The sequence below is a fragment of the Streptomyces sp. NPDC087300 genome (assembly GCF_044744425.1).
Lineage (GTDB): Bacteria > Actinomycetota > Actinomycetes > Streptomycetales > Streptomycetaceae > Streptomyces.
This window is the reverse complement of record NZ_JBIUYI010000002.1, coordinates 200,029-219,661: the sequence shown is the minus strand read 5'-3', so window position 1 is coordinate 219,661 and position 19,633 is coordinate 200,029. Positions and strand designations below refer to the sequence as shown.

The window sequence follows — 19,633 nt, the reverse complement described above, 5'->3', positions numbered from 1 at the left end:
TCCCCTCAGACCAGCTTGGGCAGCAGCAGCTCGGCGTCCCGCTCCGACAGCTCGATCCCGAAGACGTCGGCCAGCACCTTCGGCACCTCGTCCGCGGCCAGCTCCCGGCTCCGCGGCGGCCCGGGAACCCCCGGCGTGACCGTGGTGAACCGCCGGTTGTCGAGGACGTGCAGCCGGTCCTCGTGCACGCGCTGCACGAAGACCCGGTCACTGAAGGGCGAGTTCGGGCTCGACGAGCCGAAGTGGTTGCTCACGCGCAGATCGGCGGGGTACTGCGGGTGGAGTGTGAAGGTGTGCCGGACCATCCACCCGTCACCGGTGGTGTCGGGCTGCCCGTCACCCTCGCGCACGGGCTGGTACAGCGCCCAGCCCTCGGCACCCGGCGTGACCTCCTGGCGCCGCAGCCGGTACGCCCAGGTGCCGTCCGACACCTCCGTGTCGTCGGCCAGCTCGATGGGCTCAAGCGGGCTCGACCCGAACCCGACGTCGCTCAGCAGGCGCCTGCCCCCGAGCTCCACCACGACCATGGCGTGCGACTCGGGCCTGATCTTGACCGTCTCGCCCATCTGCACCCGGCCCTGTACGACGAAGAACCGGAACCCGAGCCGCTCCAGGGCCGCCGCGTACAGGGTGATATGCTCGTAACAGGTGCCGCCGCGCGGGCTGCCGACCAGCTTGGCCTGCACCGATTCAAGATCGAGCGGCCGCTTCTTGCGCAGCACCGCCTCCAGGTTCTCCCAGCGCACCGAGAGCACGTGCGCCCGGTGCAGCGCGCGCAGCGTCTCCTCCGTGGGAGAGCGGTCCCCCTCGTACCCGAGCCGGGCGAGGTAGGCGTCGAGGTCGAGTGCGTCGCCGTGCCACATGCGGAATGCCCCCTGGGTCATCTGGATCATCGCGTCACCTGCCGAAATGCGTACGACATCGCCAGCGATCTCCCCCGCGACGCTATTCCGCGAGGGGCCTCGGCCCTTGGTCCTCGGTCCCCGGTCCTCGGTCTCCCGACGGGGTCCCGAACGCCCCTGTGGCCCCGCACCCTTGCGCGTCGGTTGATAATGGTCGACGTTCCGGACAACTCCCAGCGGAGAAGAGTCACCGTTTTGAGCTCCCACCCGCCGATACCCACGCGTGTCGTGCTGCTCACCGGCCCCTCCGGCTCGGGCAAGTCCTCCTTCGCCGCCCGCTCCGGGCTGCCCGTCCTGTGCCTGGACGACTTCTACAAGGAGGGCGACGACCCCACGCTGCCGCAGGTCCCCGGCAGTTCGGACATCGACTGGGACTCCCCGCTCTCCTGGGACGCGGACGTCGCGGTCGCCGCCATCGAGGAGCTGTGCCGCACGGGACGTACGCGCGTACCCGTGTACGACATCGCCACCAGCTCCCGGGTCGGCCAGGAGTCCCTCGACATCGAGCGCACGCCGCTGTTCGTCGCCGAGGGGATCTTCGCGGCGGACATCGTGACGCGGTGCAGGGAGATCGATGTGCTCGCCGACGCGATCTGTCTGCGCGGCCGCCCCTCCACCACCTTCCGCAGGCGCCTGCTGCGGGATCTGCGGGAGGGCAGGAAGTCCGTGCCGTTCCTGCTGCGGCGCGGCTGGCGCCTGATGCGCGCCGAACGCGCCATCGTGGCCCGCCAGAGCGCGCTCGGCGCGCACCCCTGCGGCAAGGACGAGGCCCTCGGCCGGGTCGCCGCCGCGGCGGCGGGACGCTGCGTCAAGGCCCGCGCCGACGCCGCCTGAGACACGACGGCGCCCGCCGGGTCAGGACCCGACGGGCGTGCGCCGTACGACAGAACGCGGGAAAGCGGCGAGGACCGGAAAGACCCCCCGGCCTTCCGGTCCCGCCCCTTGTTTCCCCCGTGCGTTTCCCCCGTGCTCCCGCCGCGCCCCCCGGTGCGGCGGCCCCCGTACTCTCCCCCGTTTTCCCCTACCCCTCGGACCCTCGCGCGGCTGACGCCGCGGGCCCCGATCCTCAGGCGACCAACTCGCCGAAGGACTCCTCCTGGTCACGGCCGAAGCTGAGGACGTCGTCCTCGCGCAGCCGGCGCAGGGAGCGCCAGATGCTGGACTTCACCGTGCCCACGCTGATGTCGAGGATGTCCGCGATCTCCGGGTCGGTGCGGCCCTCGTAGTACCGGAGGACCAGCATCGTGCGCTGGAGTTCGGGCAGCCGGGCCAGGGCCTGCCACAGCACGGCGCGCAGCTCGGTGCCGCGCATCGCGTCCGTGTCGCCCACCGTCTCCGGCAGTTCCTCGGTCGGGTATTCGTTCAGCTTGCGGCGGCGCCACGCGCTGATGTGCAGATTCGTCATGGTGCGGCGGAGGTAACCGCCGACCGCGGCCTTGTCACTGATCCTGTCCCAGGCCCGGTACGTCGAGAAGAGGGCGCTCTGGAGCAGGTCCTCCGCCTCGAAGCGGTCACCGGTCAAGTGATAGGCGGTGGCGTACAGGGAGGCCCGGCGCTCCTGGACGTAGGCGGTGAACTCCGCCTCCGACAGGGACGTCCGTTCCCCCGTGTCCCCCCTGTACGCGGCTCCCCCGTCGGTTCCCGCAGGAACGACGTGTCCCCCGTGTCCCCCCTGGCAGGCGTCAACCACCGTCATGTACGTGGTGTGCTGACGCCCGGTGCCGCGAGCGCACCCCCGCCCGCTCACGGCACCGGACTTCTCAGAGCCCCGCCCGACGTCGTGGAGACGCGTGACAACTGCGCTTGAGCTGGTGCTGTGCAGCGTATTCATCTCGCGCCCCCCGTCGGTGGAGTCCGGCTTGATCCGTCGTGCTTCGGTGCTTCTTGCTTGTGACCAGAACTCTGCCCGAGCCACTTCATGACGGTGTCCGCCGACTGTCACAGGCCTGTCACAGCGGTTCCCGACCCCGTTCCTGGCGTGAGGGTCAGGTGTGGGAGCGCTCCAGCAGTCGAACTGGGGCCGTGGCATGGGACAGAATGACGTCCGTGCCTTCCCTGTTGCTGATCGAGGACGACGACGCCATCCGGACGGCCCTGGAGCTTTCGCTGACGCGCCAGGGGCATCGGGTGGCCACTGCTGCCACCGGCGAGGACGGTCTGAAGCTGCTCAGTGAGCAGCGTCCTGACCTGATCGTGCTGGATGTGATGCTGCCGGGCATCGACGGGTTCGAGGTGTGCCGTCGCATCCGGCGCACCGACCAGTTGCCGATCATCCTGCTGACCGCGCGCAATGACGACATCGACGTGGTGGTCGGGCTGGAGTCCGGCGCCGACGACTACGTGGTCAAACCCGTGCAGGGACGGGTGCTTGACGCCCGGATCCGTGCCGTGCTGCGGCGCGGCGAGCGCGAGGCCAACGACGCGGCGACGTTCGGTTCGCTCGTCATCGACCGCGCCGCGATGACCGTGACGAAGAACGGCGAGGACCTCCAGCTCACGCCGACCGAGCTGCGGCTGCTCCTGGAACTGAGCCGCAGGCCGGGACAGGCCCTGTCCCGGCAGCAGTTGCTGCGCCTGGTGTGGGAGCACGACTACCTCGGTGACTCGCGGCTCGTCGACGCCTGTGTGCAGCGGCTGCGCGCGAAGGTGGAGGACGTGCCGTCCTCGCCGACCCTGATCCGTACGGTGCGCGGCGTCGGTTATCGGCTGGACACACCTCAGTGACCAAACCGCACGACAAGCTCCGCGGCTGGGCCGCGGCGCGCAAGGCGATACTGGCGGGGCTGCGCTTCACCAGCCTGCGGCTGCGACTGGTCGTGGTGTTCGGCCTGGTGGCGCTCACCGCCGCCGTGTCCGCGTCCGGCATCGCGTACTGGCTCAACCGCGAGGCGGTGCTCACGCGCGCGCAGGACGCGGCGCTCAAGGACTTCCGCCAGCAGATGCAGACGCGCGCGGGCGCGCTCCAGGCGCACCCCTCGCAGGAGGAACTGCAGTCCGCCGCCGGGCAGATGGCGACCAGCAGCCAGCGCTACAGCGTGCTCCTGGTCGCGGACAAGAAGGGCGGCGGGAAGATCGTCGGCTACTCCGACCTGGACGAGTTCACGCTCACCAAGGTGCCGGGGTCGCTGCAGAAGGCGGTCAACAAGGAGCAGCCGGTCACCTCGGGCAACAAGAGCACGTACCACCTGTACTGGCAGCGCACCGTCGACCACGGCACGCCCTACCTGGTGGGCGGCGCCAAGGTTAACGGCGGCGGCCCGACCGGGTACATGCTCAAGTCCCTGGAGCCGGAGGCGAAGGACCTGAGTTCGCTCGGCTGGTCGCTGGCGATCGCCACCGGGCTCGCGCTGATCGGCTCCGCGCTGCTCGCGCAGGCCGCGGCGACGACCGTGCTGAAACCCGTGCACCGGCTCGGGGTCGCGGCGCGGCGGCTCGGCGAGGGCAAGCTCGACACCCGGCTCAGGGTCTCGGGCACGGACGAACTCGCCGATCTCTCCAGGACGTTCAACCGCACCGCGGAGAGTCTGGAGAAGAAGGTCGACGACATGAGCGCCCGCGACGAGGCGTCGCGCCGCTTCGTCGCCGACATGTCGCACGAGCTGCGCACCCCGCTGACCGCGATCACCGCGGTGACCGAGGTCCTGGAGGAGGAGCTCGACGCGGAGACCGGTTCCGTGGACCCGATGATCGAACCCGCCGTACGCCTGGTGGTGAGCGAGACGCGGCGGCTGAACGACCTGGTGGAGAACCTCATGGAGGTCACCCGGTTCGACGCGGGCACCGCGCGGCTCGTCCTGGACGACGTGGACATCGCCGACCAGATCACCGCGTGCATCGACGCGCGCGCCTGGCTCGACGCGGTCGAGCTCGACGCGGAGCGCGGCATCATGGTGCGCCTCGACCCACGCCGCCTCGACGTGATCCTCGCCAACCTCATCGGCAACGCGCTCAAGCACGGCGGTTCCCCGGTGAAGGTGTCGGTGCGGCTGGACGGCGACAAGCTCGTCATCGCCGTACGGGACGGGGGTCCCGGCATCCCCGAGGACGTGCTGCCACACGTCTTCGACCGCTTCTACAAGGCGAGCGCGTCCCGGCCGCGTTCGGAGGGCAGCGGGCTCGGGCTCTCCATCGCGCTGGAGAACGCGCACATCCACGGCGGCGAGATCACGGCCGCCAACTCGCCGGAAGGCGGCGCGGTGTTCACGCTGTGGCTGCCGCGCGACAGCTCCGAGGCCGAGGACGAGGACGAGCGGGCCGAAGGGGGCCAGGCATGAACGGGCGAAGGATCCGTGGTGCGGTGACCGGCCTGGTGCTCGCCGCCGCGCTCGCGGGGTGCGGGATCCGCTCGACGGAGGTGCCCACCGACTTCGGGCCCGCGCCGTCGCGGATGCCGTGTGTGATGTCGAACTCCGCGCTGTCCCCGCAGTCGGGCGACGGCGTGCCCGTGCAGGTCTTCCTGGTGTGCGCGTCGCAGCTGGTGACGGTGGACCGCAGCGTGCAGATCCGTACGGACAAGGGGACCGCCGACCGGGTGCGCATCGCGCAGACCCTCCTGGACGAGCTGGCCACCCCGCCCGCGGACCAGGAGAAGCAGGCGGGCTTCGTCACGGACGTGCGGGCGGGCACCACCGTGGCGGGTCCGGGCGATGACGACCCCGAGGGCACCCTCCGCTTCAGTACTCCGCCGGCGGATCTGTCGGCGTTCGCGCTGGCCCAGATCGTGTGCACGCTCGCGGACAGCGCGGCGGCCGACGACCACTCGGTGATCATGGGCGGGCCCGTGGGGACGCCGCTGCTGCGCTACGAGTGCACGCAGGAGGTCCGCTCCCGGCCCGGCACCGTGGCGCCGCCCACACAGAGCGTGGACTCCTGACGCGGAACCGATCCTGCCGTTCCGGGCGTCTTGGGGGGCGTGCGTCAAGGCTCGGGCGGCCGCATTGCCGCCATCCGCTTCCGTGCGGCGGGGGGATTCCTCCTCGCCGTACACCTTCTGCTCGTCGGGTGGATCACGTTGCGTCCGCTGGACGTGCCCTGGGTGAGCGCCGCGAACCTGCAGCCGCTCGCCGGGATCAAGGCGGACCTCGCCCTCGGCGGCGTCCAGGCGGCCCGCCGGATCGGCGAGGCCCTGCTGCTGCTCGCCCCGCTCGGCATACTCCTGCCGCTGGCCGGCGGGCGGCTCGTGGTGTCACCGTGGGGTTCCCTGGTGCGAACGGTCGCCGCGGGAGCGCTGCTCTCGCTGGGCATCGAACTCCTGCAGACCGGTGTCCCCGGTCAGGTCGTCGACATCGACTCGCTGCTCCTGAACACCTTCGGGGTGGCTCTCGCGCATGTCGCCGTGGTGCCCGCGGTCAGGGCCAGGCTCCGTCGCCATGAGGACCCGGAGCGGTTCGCGGCCCTCCCCCGGGAGGAGCTGTCTCAGGGTCCGACCCCGACGATTCCCAGGGTCGGCATCGCACCGTAGAGCGACGCTTTGCCGTCTTCGCGACCGTACCTTTGAAACATCGAGGCAGACGACGAAGCCTCACACCCACGGTTCACGAAGGAGCCCGACATGACCGCCCTTGCCCGCCCCACCCACGGCCGGATGATCGGCGGAGTGTGCGCAGCCCTTGCCAAGCGCTTCGGCACGTCCGCCGCGACGATGCGCGTGATCTTCGTGCTCTCCTGCCTGCTGCCGGGCCCGCAGTTCCTGCTCTACATCGCGCTGTGGGTCCTGCTGCCCTCCGAGGACAAGGCCGCCCGCCAGGCCTGGTGAGACACCGGCCGGACGCGTACCGGCCGGGCGGGAACGACGCGATGGGGCGCCCCTCACGAGGAGGGGCGCCCCATCGGCGTTACGTACGGGGAGGCGTCTGCCTCAGCCGAGCGGCAGGGCGCCGGTCGCACCGGCGACGGGCAGGCCGCCGAGCAGGCCGGAGACGGGGTCGCCGGGGCCGGGCTTCTCGACGCCGGCGAGGCCGCCGGAGAGCGCGTTCTGTCCGGCGGTCAGGGACTCGGGGGCGCCGGCGGGGAGGGTCTTCGCGGCCTGGTCCAGGGGCAGCACGGAGGAGACCGTGCCCAGCGCGCCGGTGGCGTCGGGGAGGGCGGGGGCGGCGGTGGCGGCACCCGCGCCTGCGGCGGCGAAAGCGGCACCGAGAGCGGCGACACCGAGGGTCTTGACGGCTGACTGCTTCATCTTCAATGCGTCCTTGTGTCTTTGGTGAACGGGGCTTCGAGCGGTCCAACGACCGTCTTCAGCCGCGATCACGGCCCCAGGACGACGGAAAGCGGCCGGGGGATTATGACTCCCGGCCGCTGACGTGCCACGCAAATACGTGCGAATTCCGGCTACTTCTCGACAGAAGCGCTGGTCGAGACGGTCTGACGGAACAGCCATTCGGACTTCAGCTCGGCATAGCCGGGCTTGATCACGTCGTTGATCATGGCGAGTCGTTCGTCGAAAGGAATGAATGCTGATTTCATCGCATTGACAGTGAACCACTGCATGTCGTCGAGCGTGTAGCCGAATGTGCCGACCAGGTGCTCGAATTCGCGGCTCATGCTGGTGCCGGACATCAGGCGGTTGTCGGTGTTCACCGTCGCGCGGAAATGCAGCTTGCGCAGCAGACCGATCGGGTGCTCGGCGTACGAAGTGGCCGCGCCCGTCTGGAGGTTGGAGGTCGGGCAGAGCTCCAGCGGAACGCGCTTGTCGCGCACGTACGAGGCGAGACGGCCGAGTTGGACCGAGCCGTCCGCCGCGATCTCGATGTCGTCGATGATGCGCACGCCGTGGCCGAGGCGGTCGGCGCCGCACCACTGGAGGGCCTGCCAGATCGACGGCAGGCCGAAGGCCTCGCCCGCGTGGATGGTGAAGTGGTTGTTCTCGCGCTTGAGGAACTCGAAGGCGTCGAGGTGACGGGTGGGCGGGAACCCGGCCTCGGCGCCCGCGATGTCGAAGCCGACGACGCCCAGATCGCGGTAGCGGTTGGCGAGTTCGGCGATCTCCAGGGCGCGGGCCGCGTGCCGCATGGCGGTGAGCAGCGCGCCCACGCGGATGCGGTGGCCGTTGGCCTTCGCGCGGCGCTCGCCCTCGCGGAAGCCCTCGTTGACCGCCTCGACGACCTCTTCGAGGGTGAGGCCGCTCTCCAGGTGCTGCTCGGGGGCGTACCGGATCTCGGCGTAGACGACGCCGTCCTCGGCGAGGTCCTCGGCGCACTCGGCGGCCACGCGCTTGAGGGCGTCCTTCGTCTGCATCACGGCGCAGGTGTGCGCGAAGGTCTCCAGATACCGCTCCAGGGAGCCGGAGTCGGCCGCCTCGCGGAACCAGATCCCGAGCTTGTCGGGGTCGGTCTCGGGCAGTCCCTCGTACCCGTTGTCCCGGGCGAGGTCGACGATCGTGCCGGGGCGCAGGCCGCCGTCGAGGTGATCGTGCAGAAGCACCTTCGGGGCGCGGCGGATCTGTTCGGCACTGGGCGTTTCGCGGTCCGTGTGACCGGCTGCGTGAGTCTGGCTCGTCATTTCGGCACTGTAGCGCCTACGCGCGTAGAACTCACTGGTCGATACGTAACAGTGACCCTGCGGACGGGTGGCGTACACCATCGCTTCTGACACTGTTCTGTCATGGCACAGCAAGGGACGACAGGCCCTGCGGGCACGGCGAGGCTCGGGCGCGTGATCGGGACCGGACCATCGGCCGTGAGCGGGGTGGTGCTCCTGCTGCCCGGCGGCACCGAGACGTCCACCCGCAGACCGTCCCCGCTCGCCGCGGGCGGGGTGCGCGCGCTCGGGCGAAGACTCGCCCAGGACGGCCGTGCAGCGGGGCTCGCCACCCATGTCGTGCACTACGGCTGCCGGGGCTGGAACGGGGCGCAGGCGCAGCTCGCGCGGGACGCGAACTGGGCGGCGGACGAGATCGTACGGCTCTACGGCGACGTCCCCGTCTGTCTGGCCGGAGTGGACATGGGCGGCCGTGCGGCGTTGCGCGCGGGTGGCCACGATGCGGTCAACTCCGTGCTCGCGCTGGCCCCCTGGCTGCCCGAGGACGACGTGGCCGCGCCGCCCGAGCCGGTGAAGCAGCTGGTGGGGCGCCGGGTCCTCGTCGTACACGGCACGAACGACGAGCGGACCGATCCCGAGCTGTCGTTCCGGCTGGCGGAGCGGGCGAAGAAGGTGAACCGGGACGTGTGCCGGTTCGAAGTCCACTCCGACGGGCACCGGTTGCACCAACACCAGTCCGAAGTGCTGGCGCTGGCTTCGGACTTCGTGATGGGTGTGCTGTTCGGGGCGGATTTCGCGCGGCCGCTGGAGGACGCGTTGGCGGCTCCGCCGCCGTTGGGGTTGCGGATGCCGCTTGCCTCCGGCTTTGGGCAGTCCCTTCGGCGGTAGGTCTGCGACGGGGCTTGTGCCATCACCGGCTTCGCCGCGTTCGTCCTCAATCGCCGGACGGGCTGTGACCTGCGTGCGGACCGAGTTCCGCCTGCGGGCCTGATCCCAGCTGTGGCAGCAGCCTCCCCTTTCTGCTCAGCAGGAACTGCTTGAACGCCGCCACCGGAGGAGTGTCCGGGTGGCCGTCCAGCCAGGCCACGCCGATCTCGCGTACCGCCCGCTGGCCCGTCACCGTCAGTTCCACAACTCCCGGGCGGGGTACGGCCGGCGGGGGCAGCAGGGCCACGCCGAGGCCCGCAGCCACCAGCCCGCGCAGTGTCTCCGCCTCCTCGCCCTCGAAGGCGATCCGGGGTTTGAAGCCCGCCTCCTGGCAGAGGTCGTCGGTGATCCTGCGCAGGCCGTAGCCGGGCTCCAGGGTCACGAACGCCTCGTCGGCGGCCTCGGCCAGGCGGACCCGCTTGCGGGCGGCGAGGCGGTGGTCGTCGGGGACCACCAGGCGCAGGCGCTGCTCGTCGAGGCGGCGGGCGACCAGGTCGGGGGCGTCGGGCACCGGCGAGGTCAGACAGAGGTCGAGCTCGCCCGCGCGCAGCCGCTCGATCATCGCCTCGCCGTAGTTCTGGACGAGGCTGAAGCGGACGCGCGGATGGCCGGCGCGGAAGGCGCGGATCAGTCCGGGGACCGTCTCCGAGCCCATGGTGTGCAGGAAGCCGAAGGCGACCTTGCCGGACGCCGGGTCGGCGTCCGCCCTGACCGACTCGGCGGCCCGCTCCACCTCGCCGAGCGCCCGCTCGACCGAGGCGAGGAAGGTGCGGCCCGAGGGGGTCAGCGAGACCGTGCGGCCGCGGCGCGCGAACAGGTCGACGCCGAGGTCCTTCTCCAGGCGTACGAGGGCGCGGGAGAGCGTCGACTGGGGGATCTGCATCTCCTGCGCGGCGCGCGTCACGTGCTCGGTGCGGGCGACCCCCGCGAAGTACGCGAGGCGCGGCGCGAGGAGCGTCACGATGTCCTGCGCGTCACTGTTCCGTGACAGGTGCGGCCCTGAACTGTGCTGATGCTGCATGGGAACGATTATGGCGATTCCATGCATTGGACGCATCAAAAAGGCGGCCGTACGTTCTGCGGTATGCCTCCTGCCAGTCGCGGGGCGTCCGCCACCACCCACGCGGCCGCCCTCACTCCGTCGTCCCCCGCCGCCGACACGCGCCTGACCCCCGGCGGGCCCGGCTACCGCCGCATGAGCTTCGCGCTCTTCCTGGCGGGCGTCGCCACCTTCGCGCTCCTCTACTCCACGCAGGCCCTCCTGCCCCTGGTCTCCGCCGACTTCGGCGTGAGCGCGAGCACGGCGAGCTGGACGGTGTCGGCGGCGACCGGCGCACTGGCCCTCTTCGTGCTGCCGCTGAGCGCGCTCAGCGAGCGGTTCGGGCGGCGCGCCATGATGACGGCGTCGCTGACCGTCGCGGTCACGGTGGGGCTGCTGGTGCCCTTCGCCCCCTCGGTGGAGGTGCTCGTCGCACTGCGCGCCGTGCAGGGCGCGGCGCTCGCGGGGCTGCCCGCGTCCGCGATGGCGTTCCTCGCCGAGGAAGTACGGCCCAAGGCGCTGGTCGCCGCGATCGGCATGTTCGTGGCGGGCAACTCCATCGGCGGGATGAGCGGGCGCGTCATCACCGGGTGGGTCGCGCAGGCCTGGGGCTGGCGCACGGCGGTCGGCGTGGTGGGCGTCATCGCGGTGCTCTGCGCCCTCGCCTTCCGCGCGCTGCTGCCCGCGCCCCGGCACTTCACGCCGGGCACGCTGAGCCCCAAGCCCCTCGCGCGCACGGTGCGTACGCATCTGTCGGACCCGCTCCTGTGCAGGCTGTACGCGATCGGGGCGCTCTTCATGACCGTCTTCGGCGCGGTCTACACGGTGATCGGCTACCGCCTCACCGAGGCGCCCTTCTCGCTCCCGCAGGGCGTCATCGGCTCGATCTTCCTCGTCTACCTGGTCGGCACGGTCTCCTCCGCTGCGGCGGGCAAGCTGGTGGCCAGGCTCGGGCGGCGCGGCGCGCTGTACCTCGCGGTGAGCACGACGGCGGGCGGCCTGCTGCTCTCGCTGTCCTCCGCGCTGGTCATGGTCCTGCTCGGGCTGGTACTGATCACGGCGGGCTTCTTCGCCGGCCACGCGGTCGCGTCCTCGTCGGTGAGCCGCACGGCCACGACCGGGCGCGCGCAGGCCTCCGCGCTCTACCAGTCCGCGTACTACCTGGGCTCCAGCGCGGGCGGCACGCTCGGCGCCGTCGCCTTCCACGCGGGCGGCTGGGCCGGGACGGTGGGCCTCGGGATTCTCGCGGTGCTCGGCGTCGTATCGGTGACGGTGTGGGGCTCGCACGCCGCGCGGGTCGAGCGGCGGCACGGGGGCATGGCCGCCGCGCACTGATTTCGACCTGCTGTTTTTCCCACTCAGGGGGCCGTTGTCAGTGGGCTGCGGTAGCTTCCGAAGTGCTGGGCCTTTCACGGAAGCCGCAGGGGTGGGTTGGGATGAGCGACGCCGCAGGGACGACGACCGAACTGGACGTCACACTCGAGAAGCACCGGGTCGAACTGACCGGGTACTGCTATCGCATGCTGGGCTCGGCCTTCGAGGCCGAGGACGCCGTGCAGGACACGATGGTGCGCGCCTGGCGCAGCTTCGAGAAGTTCGAGGGCCGCTCCAGCGTGCGCTCGTGGCTCTACCGCATCGCGACGAACGTCTGCCTGGACATGCTGAACGCGGGCAACCGCCGGGCCCGTCCCATGGACCTGACCGCCGCCGCGCCGCTGGCCCAGGCGGCCCTCACGCCCCGGCCGGACAACACGTGGCTTGAGCCGATCCCGGACGCCCGCGTGCTGCCCACCCCGCACGACCCGGCCGAGGCCGCCGTCGCCAAGGAGTCGGTGCGGCTCGCCTTCGTCGCCGCCCTGCAGAACCTGCCGCCCAAGCAGCGTGCGGTGCTGATCCTGCGCGAGGTCCTGGCGTGGAAGGCCAGTGAGGTCGCCGAGCTGATCGACACCTCGGTCGCCTCGGTGAACAGCGCGTTGCAGCGGGCCCGCGCCACGCTCGCCGAGCGGCCGGAGGACGACACGGCCGTCTCCGACCCGCTGGACGAGGAGCAGCGGAAGCTCCTCGACCGCTACGTCGCCGCCTTCGAGGGGTACGACATGGCGGCGCTCACCGCGCTGCTCGCCGAGGACGCCATCATGACGATGCCGCCGTTCGACCTCTGGCTGCGCGGCACCGAGGACATCACGGGCTTCATGACCACGATCGGCGCCTCCTGCGCCAACAGCCGCCTGGTCCCGGTGAACGTGAACGGCACCCCGGGCTTCGCCCACTACAAGCCCGACCCGGACAACGGAGGCTTCTCGCCCTGGGCGATCCAGGTCATCGAGATCTCAGAGGGCCGTATCGCCGGCTTCCACTGCTTCCTGGACACCCCGCGGTGGTTCCCGCTGTTCGGGATGCCCCTCCATCTCGACGACTAGCCCGAGCAGTTCGACGAGTCCGACGAGCCCGAGCAGGGCGAGCAGGGCGGGGGCGGGGTTCCTGAGCCGGATCCGGCCCCCTGCCCTGCGGGCCGCGAGCTGCAGCCGGGCGATGGCGTCGACGGTCGACAGGTCGGCGGTGGTGACGGCGGCGACGTCGCAGATGACGTCGCCGGGGCCGTGCCGGGCGGCCGCGACCTGTTCGCACAGCGGCGGGACGTCGCCCGGACGCAGGGGCCCCGCGATACGGATGAGGTTCTCTTCGGAATCAGCCACGCAGGGTTGACCGCGGGGAGCCCCGGAACTCATCGGTACACCGTCCGCGGACCTGCGGTCGGCATCCACGCAACCCCGCGTGCGGCCCGCACCCCACGGGGCTCCGCCCCGGACCCCGCTCCTCAAACGCCGGAGGGGCTGAAATTTTCCCCCCCGGGGGGCGCGGGTCGTTCTTTAGGGGCGCGGGGAACTGCGCGGCCAGCCACGACGCGCCCGCACCCGAATCCCCCAGCCCCCGCGGGCCCCTGGGGCTCCGCCCCAGACCCCGCTCCTCAAACGCCGGAGGGGCTGAAATTTTCCCCCCCGGGGCGCGAGGAGCGGGGCGGCGGCGGCTTTAGGGGCGCGGGGAACTGCGCAGTCTTTAGGAGCGCGAGGAACGGCGCGATCCTTTAGGAGGCGCGGAGAACGACGCAGTCGTGCACGGGGCGCCGGGAACGACGCAGTCGTTCAGGGGACGCCGGGAACCACGCGACCCTTTGGGGGGGGCGCCGAGAACGACGCAGTCGTTCAGGGGCGCGAGGAACTGCGCGGCCAGCCACCACGCGCCCGCACACGAGAACTCAACCGATCCGACCCAGCACAATCGCCCCCGGCGAGAAACCCGTTCCGGCGGGAGCGATGTCGAACGCCCCCTCCACCGACTGGAGCGCGTACGCGAAGCGGTCGGGCGTGTCCGTGTGGAGGGTCAGGAGGGGCTGGCCCGACACGACCGTCGCTCCCGGCTTCACGTGGAGTTCCACGCCCGCGCCCGCCTGCACCACGTCCTCCTTGCGCGCACGCCCCGCGCCCAGGCGCCACGCGGCGACGCCGATGTCGTACGCGTCGAGGCGGGTGAGGACCCCGGACGAGGGGGCCGTCACCACGTGCCGCTCGCGTGCCACCGGCAGCTCCGCGTCGGGGTCGCCGCCCTGCGCCGCGATCATGCGACGCCAGACGTCCATCGCGGAGCCGTCCGCGAGGGCCTTCGCCGGGTCGGCGTCCTTGAGGCCCGCCGCGTCCAGCATCTCGCGGGCAAGGGCGAGGGTGAGTTCGACGACGTCCGCCGGGCCGCCGCCCGCGAGGACCTCCACCGACTCTCGGACTTCGAGGGCGTTGCCCGCGGTCAGGCCGAGCGGGGTCGACATGTCCGTGAGCAGGGCGACCGTGCGTACGCCGCTGTCCGTGCCCAACTCGACCATGGTGGACGCCAGTTCACGGGCGTCGTCGAGGTTCTTCATGAAGGCGCCGGTGCCGACCTTCACGTCGAGGACCAGGGAGCCCGTGCCCTCGGCGATCTTCTTGGACATGATGGAGGAGGCGATCAGGGGGATCGCCTCCACCGTGCCGGTCACGTCGCGCAGCGCGTAGAGCTTCTTGTCGGCGGGGGCCAGGCCGTCGCCCGCCGCGCAGATCACCGAGCCGACGCCTTCGAGCACGTTCAGCATCTCCTCGTTGGAGAGCAGCGCGCGCCAGCCGGGGATGGCCTCCAGCTTGTCGAGGGTGCCGCCGGTGTGGCCGAGGCCGCGACCGGACAGCTGCGGCACGGCCGCGCCGCACGCGGCGACCAGCGGGGCGAGCGGCAGCGTGATCTTGTCGCCGACGCCGCCCGTGGAGTGCTTGTCGGCGGTGGGGCGGGAGAGCGAGGAGAAGTCCATGCGCTCGCCGGACGCGATCATCGCGGCGGTCCAGCGGGCGATCTCCTTGCGGTTCATGCCGTTGAGGAGGATGGCCATCGCGAGGGACGACATCTGTTCGTCGGCGACCGCGCCGCGCGTGTACGCGTCGATGACCCAGTCGATCTGCTCGTCACTGAGCTCGCCCCGGTCGCGCTTGGTGCGGATGACGGAAATGACGTCCATGGCATGTCCTTCCAGCAGTACAACGGCGTGCGTACATACCTGCATACATAGGTACCGTCGTGACTCTACGCGCATAGAGTCGTGTCGCACAGAGGCCCCCGCCAACAGGCGGGGGCCGGCGTTCAGTTGAGGTGCTCGGGGCCGAACGCATCCGGCAGCAGATCGCCGAGCGTGCGCACCCCCGACGACGTCTCCAGGAGGAGCCCCGCGCCCCCGAACTCGTACAGGAGCTGACGGCAGCGGCCGCACGGCATCAGGATCTCGCCCTTGCCGTCCACGCAGGTGAAGTGCGTCAGACGGCCGCCGCCGGTCAGCTGGAGCTGGGAGATCAGGCCGCACTCGGCGCACAGGCCGAGCCCGTACGAGGCGTTCTCGACGTTGCAGCCGGAGACCGTGCGGCCGTCGTCTGCCAGGGCCGCCGCGCCGACCGGGAAGCCCGAGTAGGGCGCGTACGCGCGGGACATGGCCTCGCGCGCGGCCTCTCGCAGGGCGTCCCAGTCGGCGTCGACAGCGGTGGTCGTCACTTGCCTTGTCCCCTTCGGTAGGGCATTCCGTCGGCCTTCGGCATCCGCAGGCGCTGGGCGGAGAGCGAGAGGACCAGCAGGGTCACGACGTACGGGGTGGCCGTGACGACCTGGTTGGGGACCTCGTCGGTCAAGCCGTACCACAGGAACATCAGCGCGGAGATGGCCGCGGTGATCACCGCGGGCACGTAGCGCTTGCGCCATGCGAGGTAGATCGCGCCGATGACCAGCAGGATCGCGATGAGCAGCAGCAGCGCGTGCACGTTCGTGCCGCCACCCCGGAGCTTCAGGCTGTCGGTGTAACCGAACAGGCCCGCGCCGAGGGCGAGTCCGCCCGGCATCCAGTTGCCGAAGATCATCGCGGCGAGGCCGATGTAGCCGCGGCCGCCGGTCTGGCCCTCCAGGTAGATGTTGGAGGCGACCAGGGAGAGGAAGGCACCGCCGAGTCCGGCGAGGCCGCCGGAGATGACCACGGCCAGGTACTTGTACTTGTAGACGTTCACGCCGAGCGACTCGGCCGCGATCGGGTTCTCGCCGCAGGAGCGCAGGCGCAGGCCGAACGAGGTGCGCCACAGGACCCACCAGCTCAGCGGGACCATCGCGACGGCCACCAGGGTGAGCGGCGACAGGTTGGTGATCAGTCCGCCGAGCAGCCCCGCGAGGTCGGAGACCAGGAACCAGTGCTTGCCGTTGAGATCGGCGAGCCAGTCGGAGAGCCCCGGCACGGAGAAGCTGCCGAGCGAGTCGACGGGCGGCGACTGCTTGGAGGTGCCGCCCTCCTCGCCCTCGAAGGCGAAGGTGGCGAGGTAGCGGGTGGCGCCGAGGGCCAGGATGTTGAGGGCCACACCGGAGACGATGTGGTTGACGTTGAAGGTGACCGTCACGATCGCGTGCAGCAGACCGCCGAGCGCGCCGCCGATGATCCCGAACAGGACGCCCGCCCAGGGGCCCCACTGGAAGCCCGCCCAGGCACCGAACCAGGTGCCGAGGATGAGCATGCCCTCAAGTCCGATGTTGACCACGCCGGCCCGCTCGGCCCACAGGCCGCCGAGGCCCGCGAGGCCGATCGGCACGGCGAGCTGGAGGGCCGTCGACATCTGTCCGGTGGACGTGATGCCGTCGGCGCCGGTGATGATGCGGACCACCGAGGTCAGCACCAGGACGCCCGCGATGACCAGCATCAGGACGGGCAGCGAGATGCGGCGGCGGCCCGGCGCGGACTGCTTGGCCGGGGGCTTGGCCACGGATGCCGTACTCATCGGGCAGCCACCTCCTTCACGGTGTCGTTGTTGCCGTTCGCCCGTGCGGCGGCGGCCAGTTCCTCACCCACGCGCTGCTGCTGGCGGCGCAGGCCCCAGCGGCGTACGGCCTCGTAGGAGACGACGACCGCGATCACGATGAGGCCCTGCATGATCACCGCGATCTCCTTGTCGTACGCGACCGGGGTGGCGTAGTCGAGGGCGGGCGACGCCTTGTCGAGGAAGGCGATGAGCAGGGCGGCGAAGGCGATGCCGACCGGGTTGTTCCGGCCCAGCAGGGCGATGGTGATGCCGGTGAAGCCGAGGCCCGTGGGGAAGCTGAGGCTGTAGGTGTGGACGTCGCCGAGCAGGATCGGCATGCCCGCGAGGCCCGCGACCGCGCCGGAGATCAGCATCGCGCTGAGCACCATGCGCTTGGCGTTGACGCCGGAGGCCGCGGCGGCCGACGGGGAGGCGCCGGTGGCGCGCAGGTCGAAGCCGAAGCGGGTGCGGTTGAGGATCAGCCAGTACAGGACGCCCGCGAGGATCGCGACGAACACGAAGCCGTAGATCTCGCCGGAGGCGCCCATGCCGATGCCGGGGAACCAGCCGGACTTCTCCATGACGCCCGTGGTCTGGTTGTTGCCGACCGGGACGCCGAAGTTCTCGGTGAGGGTGAGGTAGCCGATGACGCTCGTCGCGATGGCGTTGAGCATGATCGTCGCGACCACCTCGCTGACGCCGCGGGTGGTCTTCAGGATGCCCGCGATGCCGGCCCAGAAGGCGCCGGTGAGCATGGCGACCAGGATCAGGAGCGGGATCTGCAGCGGGGCGGGCAGCGCCACGTGCGCGCCGACGACCGCGGTGGCCATCGCGGCGAGCCGGTACTGGCCGTCCACGCCGATGTTGAACAGGTTCATCCGGAAGCCCACGGCCACCGCGAGGGCGGCCAGGTAGTACATCCCGGCCTGGTTGATGATCAGGACCTGGATGTCGGAGAAGGTTGCCTGCTCGAACATCAGGCTGTACGGCTCGATCGGGCTCTTGCCCGAGGCGAGCAGCACGACCGAGGTCAGCGCCACGGCCGCGATCAGCGCGATGACCGGTCCTGCCACCGCGAGGAGCACGCGCTCCTTGTCGAACTTCTTCATCGGGCCTCGTCCTCCGAAGTGCCTGCGGAGCCCTCTTCGGGGTCTTCTTCTACGTGTTCGAGGTGGCCTGAGGCCGCGCCCGTCATCGCCGAACCCAGCTCCTCCGGCGTGATGGTGGCCGGGTCGGCGTCGGCCACGAACCGGCCGCGGTAGATCACGCGGAGGGTGTCGGAGAGGCCGATCAGCTCGTCCAGGTCGGCGGAGATCAGCAGGACGGCGAGGCCCTCGCGGCGCGCCTCGCGGATCTGGTCCCAGATCTGCGCCTGCGCGCCGACGTCCACACCGCGCGTGGGGTGGGCGGCGATCAGGAAGCGCGGCTTGTGGCTCATCTCGCGGCCGACGATCAGCTTCTGCTGGTTGCCGCCGGACAGCGAGGCCGCGGTGACGTCGATGCCGGGCGTACGGACGTCGTACTCCTCGACGATGCGGCGGGTGTCGTCCTGGGCGCCCTTGGGGTCGAGCCAGAAGCCCGGCTTGCCGCGCGTGTTGGGCTTCTCGGTGACGTGGCCGAGGATGCGGTTCTCCCACAGCGGCGACTCCAGGAGGAGGCCGTGGCGGTGGCGGTCCTCGGGGATGTAGCCGATGCCGGTCTCGCGGCGCTTGCGGGTGGGCTTGCCGGTGATGTCCTCGCCCAGGAAGCGGATGGTGCCGATGTCGGCGTGCTTGAGGCCGATGAGCGCGTCGATGAGCTCGGTCTGGCCGTTGCCCTCGACACCGGCGATGCCCATCACCTCACCCGCGTGGATGGTGAACGACACGTCGTCGAGGACGCGCCGCGCGTCGCCGCGCTGGACCTCGTCCATGAGCAGGCTCGCCGACGACTGGCCGGTCGAGACCGTGCCCTTGTCGTACACGGTGAGGTCGGCGACCTCGATCACGGGACGGTCCGTGACCGTCGACTCCGCCGTCTCCGGCGTCGGCAGCTCGCTGCCGACCATCAGCTCGGCGAGCTGGCGGGGCGTCGTCTCGGACGGGATCGCCGTGCCGACCGTCGTACCGCGCCGGATGACCGTGATGTCGTCGGCCACCGAGAGGACTTCACCGAGCTTGTGCGAGATGAAGATGACGGACAGGCCCTCGGACTTGAGCTCGCGCAGGTTGTCGAAGAGCGCGTCGACCTCCTGCGGCACGAGCACGGCCGTCGGCTCGTCGAGGATCAGCGTGGTGGCGCCGCGGTAGAGGACCTTGAGGATCTCCACGCGCTGACGGTCGGCGACGCCGAGGTCCTCGACGTACGCGTCGGGGCGCACCCCGAGGCCGTACCGCTCGGATATCTCGACGATCGCGCGGCGGGCCGCGCCGCCGATGCCGTGCAGCTTCTCGCTGCCCAGGACGATGTTCTCCAGGACGGTGAGCTGGTCCGCGAGCATGAAGTGCTGGTGGACCATGCCGATGCCGCGGACGATCGCGTCGGCGGGGCTGGCGAAGGAGACCTGCTCGCCGTCGACGGTGATGGTGCCCTCGTCCGGCTTCTGCATGCCGTAGAGGATCTTCATCAGGGTCGACTTGCCCGCGCCGTTCTCGCCGACGAGGGCGTGCACGGTGCCCTTGCGGACGGTCAGGTGGATGTCGTGGTTGGCCACGACGCCCGGGAAGCGCTTGGTGATGCCGCTGAGTTCAACGGCGGTGCCACTGGCGGGGGTTGATGCCCTTCCGGTGGGCGGAGGGCTGGTGGACGCGTCGATGGCGCACTCTCCTCGGAGGCCGAAAGGCCTTGAAGGGCCTGAGGGAAAGGGGCCGCCTACGCGCGCAGTGCCCCTGCTTCTAGGGAACTTCCCTGGTGTGGGGGGAAGTTGGGGTGTGCTCCGCGCGAAAGGGGCGCGGGTGAACCATCGTCCCCCA

Annotated in this window: 20 protein-coding genes; 9 read left to right on the top strand and 11 right to left on the bottom strand. The window is 70.9% G+C overall.

Translation table 11 applies throughout. From position 1 onward, the window contains the following. Positions 1-5 precede the first annotated feature (5 nt). On the bottom strand, positions 6-893 hold the full coding sequence (locus tag ACIO9J_RS06575; RefSeq protein WP_401993573.1) for an arylamine N-acetyltransferase: 888 nt from the start codon (positions 891-893) through the stop codon (positions 6-8). Positions 894-1,052: 159 nt separating this feature from the next. Here ACIO9J_RS06575 and ACIO9J_RS06570 point away from each other — a divergent pair, with 159 nt between their 5' ends. Further along, positions 1,053-1,736: a uridine kinase gene (locus ACIO9J_RS06570; RefSeq protein ID WP_401993570.1), complete on the top strand. Its 684-nt coding sequence runs from the start codon at positions 1,053-1,055 to the stop codon at positions 1,734-1,736. Between the two features lie 232 nt (positions 1,737-1,968). Here ACIO9J_RS06570 and ACIO9J_RS06565 read toward each other — a convergent pair whose 3' ends face one another. Further along, positions 1,969-2,733, bottom strand: coding sequence for a SigE family RNA polymerase sigma factor (locus ACIO9J_RS06565; protein WP_401993567.1), 765 nt, complete (start codon positions 2,731-2,733; stop codon positions 1,969-1,971). A gap of 215 nt (positions 2,734-2,948) precedes the next feature. Here ACIO9J_RS06565 and afsQ1 point away from each other — a divergent pair, with 215 nt between their 5' ends. The 5 genes from afsQ1 to ACIO9J_RS06540 all read left to right on the top strand — a co-directional run bounded on the left by afsQ1 (position 2,949) and on the right by ACIO9J_RS06540 (position 6,657). After that, the gene (afsQ1, locus tag ACIO9J_RS06560; RefSeq protein WP_037659607.1) at positions 2,949-3,626 is read left to right on the top strand and encodes a two-component system response regulator AfsQ1; all 678 of its coding nucleotides are present in this window, start codon (positions 2,949-2,951) and stop codon (positions 3,624-3,626) included. After that, the gene (locus tag ACIO9J_RS06555) at positions 3,623-5,176 is read left to right on the top strand and encodes an ATP-binding protein (protein WP_401993563.1); all 1,554 of its coding nucleotides are present in this window, start codon (positions 3,623-3,625) and stop codon (positions 5,174-5,176) included. Before afsQ1 ends, ACIO9J_RS06555 begins: the two co-directional genes overlap by 4 nt. Continuing rightward, on the top strand, positions 5,173-5,775 hold the full coding sequence (locus ACIO9J_RS06550; protein WP_401993560.1) for a hypothetical protein: 603 nt from the start codon (positions 5,173-5,175) through the stop codon (positions 5,773-5,775). Before ACIO9J_RS06555 ends, ACIO9J_RS06550 begins: the two co-directional genes overlap by 4 nt. Positions 5,776-5,814: 39 nt before the next feature. Further along, the gene (locus tag ACIO9J_RS06545; protein ID WP_401993558.1) at positions 5,815-6,363 is read left to right on the top strand and encodes a VanZ family protein; all 549 of its coding nucleotides are present in this window, start codon (positions 5,815-5,817) and stop codon (positions 6,361-6,363) included. Between the two features lie 90 nt (positions 6,364-6,453). After that, positions 6,454-6,657: a PspC domain-containing protein gene (locus ACIO9J_RS06540; protein WP_401993555.1), complete on the top strand. Its 204-nt coding sequence runs from the start codon at positions 6,454-6,456 to the stop codon at positions 6,655-6,657. A 102-nt stretch (positions 6,658-6,759) separates the two neighbouring features. Here ACIO9J_RS06540 and ACIO9J_RS06535 read toward each other — a convergent pair whose 3' ends face one another. Beyond that, on the bottom strand, positions 6,760-7,077 hold the full coding sequence (locus ACIO9J_RS06535; protein ID WP_401993552.1) for an ATP-binding protein: 318 nt from the start codon (positions 7,075-7,077) through the stop codon (positions 6,760-6,762). A gap of 152 nt (positions 7,078-7,229) precedes the next feature. After that, positions 7,230-8,399: an adenosine deaminase gene (locus ACIO9J_RS06530; protein ID WP_401993549.1), complete on the bottom strand. Its 1,170-nt coding sequence runs from the start codon at positions 8,397-8,399 to the stop codon at positions 7,230-7,232. A 102-nt stretch (positions 8,400-8,501) separates the two neighbouring features. Between ACIO9J_RS06530 and ACIO9J_RS06525 the strand changes: the two genes are divergently transcribed. After that, complete coding sequence (locus ACIO9J_RS06525; protein ID WP_401993546.1) at positions 8,502-9,266, top strand: alpha/beta hydrolase; 765 nt, start codon at positions 8,502-8,504, stop codon at positions 9,264-9,266. 46 nt (positions 9,267-9,312) lie between these two features. On the opposite strand, the gene ACIO9J_RS06520 is transcribed toward ACIO9J_RS06525, so the two are convergent. After that, positions 9,313-10,326: a LysR family transcriptional regulator gene (locus ACIO9J_RS06520; RefSeq protein ID WP_401993543.1), complete on the bottom strand. Its 1,014-nt coding sequence runs from the start codon at positions 10,324-10,326 to the stop codon at positions 9,313-9,315. Between the two features lie 63 nt (positions 10,327-10,389). Here ACIO9J_RS06520 and ACIO9J_RS06515 point away from each other — a divergent pair, with 63 nt between their 5' ends. Both ACIO9J_RS06515 and ACIO9J_RS06510 read left to right on the top strand, forming a co-directional pair. Then, positions 10,390-11,679 carry an MFS transporter gene (locus ACIO9J_RS06515; RefSeq protein ID WP_401993540.1) on the top strand — a complete coding sequence of 430 codons (1,290 nt, stop codon included), beginning with the start codon at positions 10,390-10,392 and terminating at the stop codon, positions 11,677-11,679. 101 nt (positions 11,680-11,780) lie between these two features. Then, positions 11,781-12,764, top strand: a complete 984-nt coding sequence (locus ACIO9J_RS06510; protein ID WP_401993537.1) for a sigma-70 family RNA polymerase sigma factor — start codon at positions 11,781-11,783, stop codon at positions 12,762-12,764. Here the strand turns inward: ACIO9J_RS06510 and ACIO9J_RS06505 are convergent. The 6 genes from ACIO9J_RS06505 to ACIO9J_RS06480 form a co-directional block, all read right to left on the bottom strand. Further along, positions 12,675-13,040 carry an STAS domain-containing protein gene (locus ACIO9J_RS06505; RefSeq protein ID WP_401993534.1) on the bottom strand — a complete coding sequence of 122 codons (366 nt, stop codon included), beginning with the start codon at positions 13,038-13,040 and terminating at the stop codon, positions 12,675-12,677. The genes ACIO9J_RS06510 and ACIO9J_RS06505 overlap by 90 nt on opposite strands. A 560-nt stretch (positions 13,041-13,600) precedes the next feature. Beyond that, the gene (locus tag ACIO9J_RS06500; RefSeq protein WP_401993531.1) at positions 13,601-14,878 is read right to left on the bottom strand and encodes a thymidine phosphorylase; all 1,278 of its coding nucleotides are present in this window, start codon (positions 14,876-14,878) and stop codon (positions 13,601-13,603) included. Between the two features lie 122 nt (positions 14,879-15,000). Continuing rightward, entirely contained in the window at positions 15,001-15,402 is a 402-nt protein-coding gene (locus tag ACIO9J_RS06495) for a cytidine deaminase (RefSeq protein WP_401993528.1), read from the bottom strand. After that, positions 15,399-16,661, bottom strand: a complete 1,263-nt coding sequence (locus ACIO9J_RS06490) for an ABC transporter permease (protein WP_401993525.1) — start codon at positions 16,659-16,661, stop codon at positions 15,399-15,401. The genes ACIO9J_RS06495 and ACIO9J_RS06490 overlap by 4 nt, the downstream gene beginning before the upstream one ends. Next, positions 16,658-17,791: an ABC transporter permease gene (locus ACIO9J_RS06485; RefSeq protein ID WP_401993522.1), complete on the bottom strand. Its 1,134-nt coding sequence runs from the start codon at positions 17,789-17,791 to the stop codon at positions 16,658-16,660. Before ACIO9J_RS06485 ends, ACIO9J_RS06490 begins: the two co-directional genes overlap by 4 nt. Further along, complete coding sequence (locus ACIO9J_RS06480; RefSeq protein WP_401995853.1) at positions 17,788-19,476, bottom strand: ABC transporter ATP-binding protein; 1,689 nt, start codon at positions 19,474-19,476, stop codon at positions 17,788-17,790. The genes ACIO9J_RS06485 and ACIO9J_RS06480 overlap by 4 nt, the downstream gene beginning before the upstream one ends. Between the last annotated feature and the right edge of the window lie 157 nt (positions 19,477-19,633).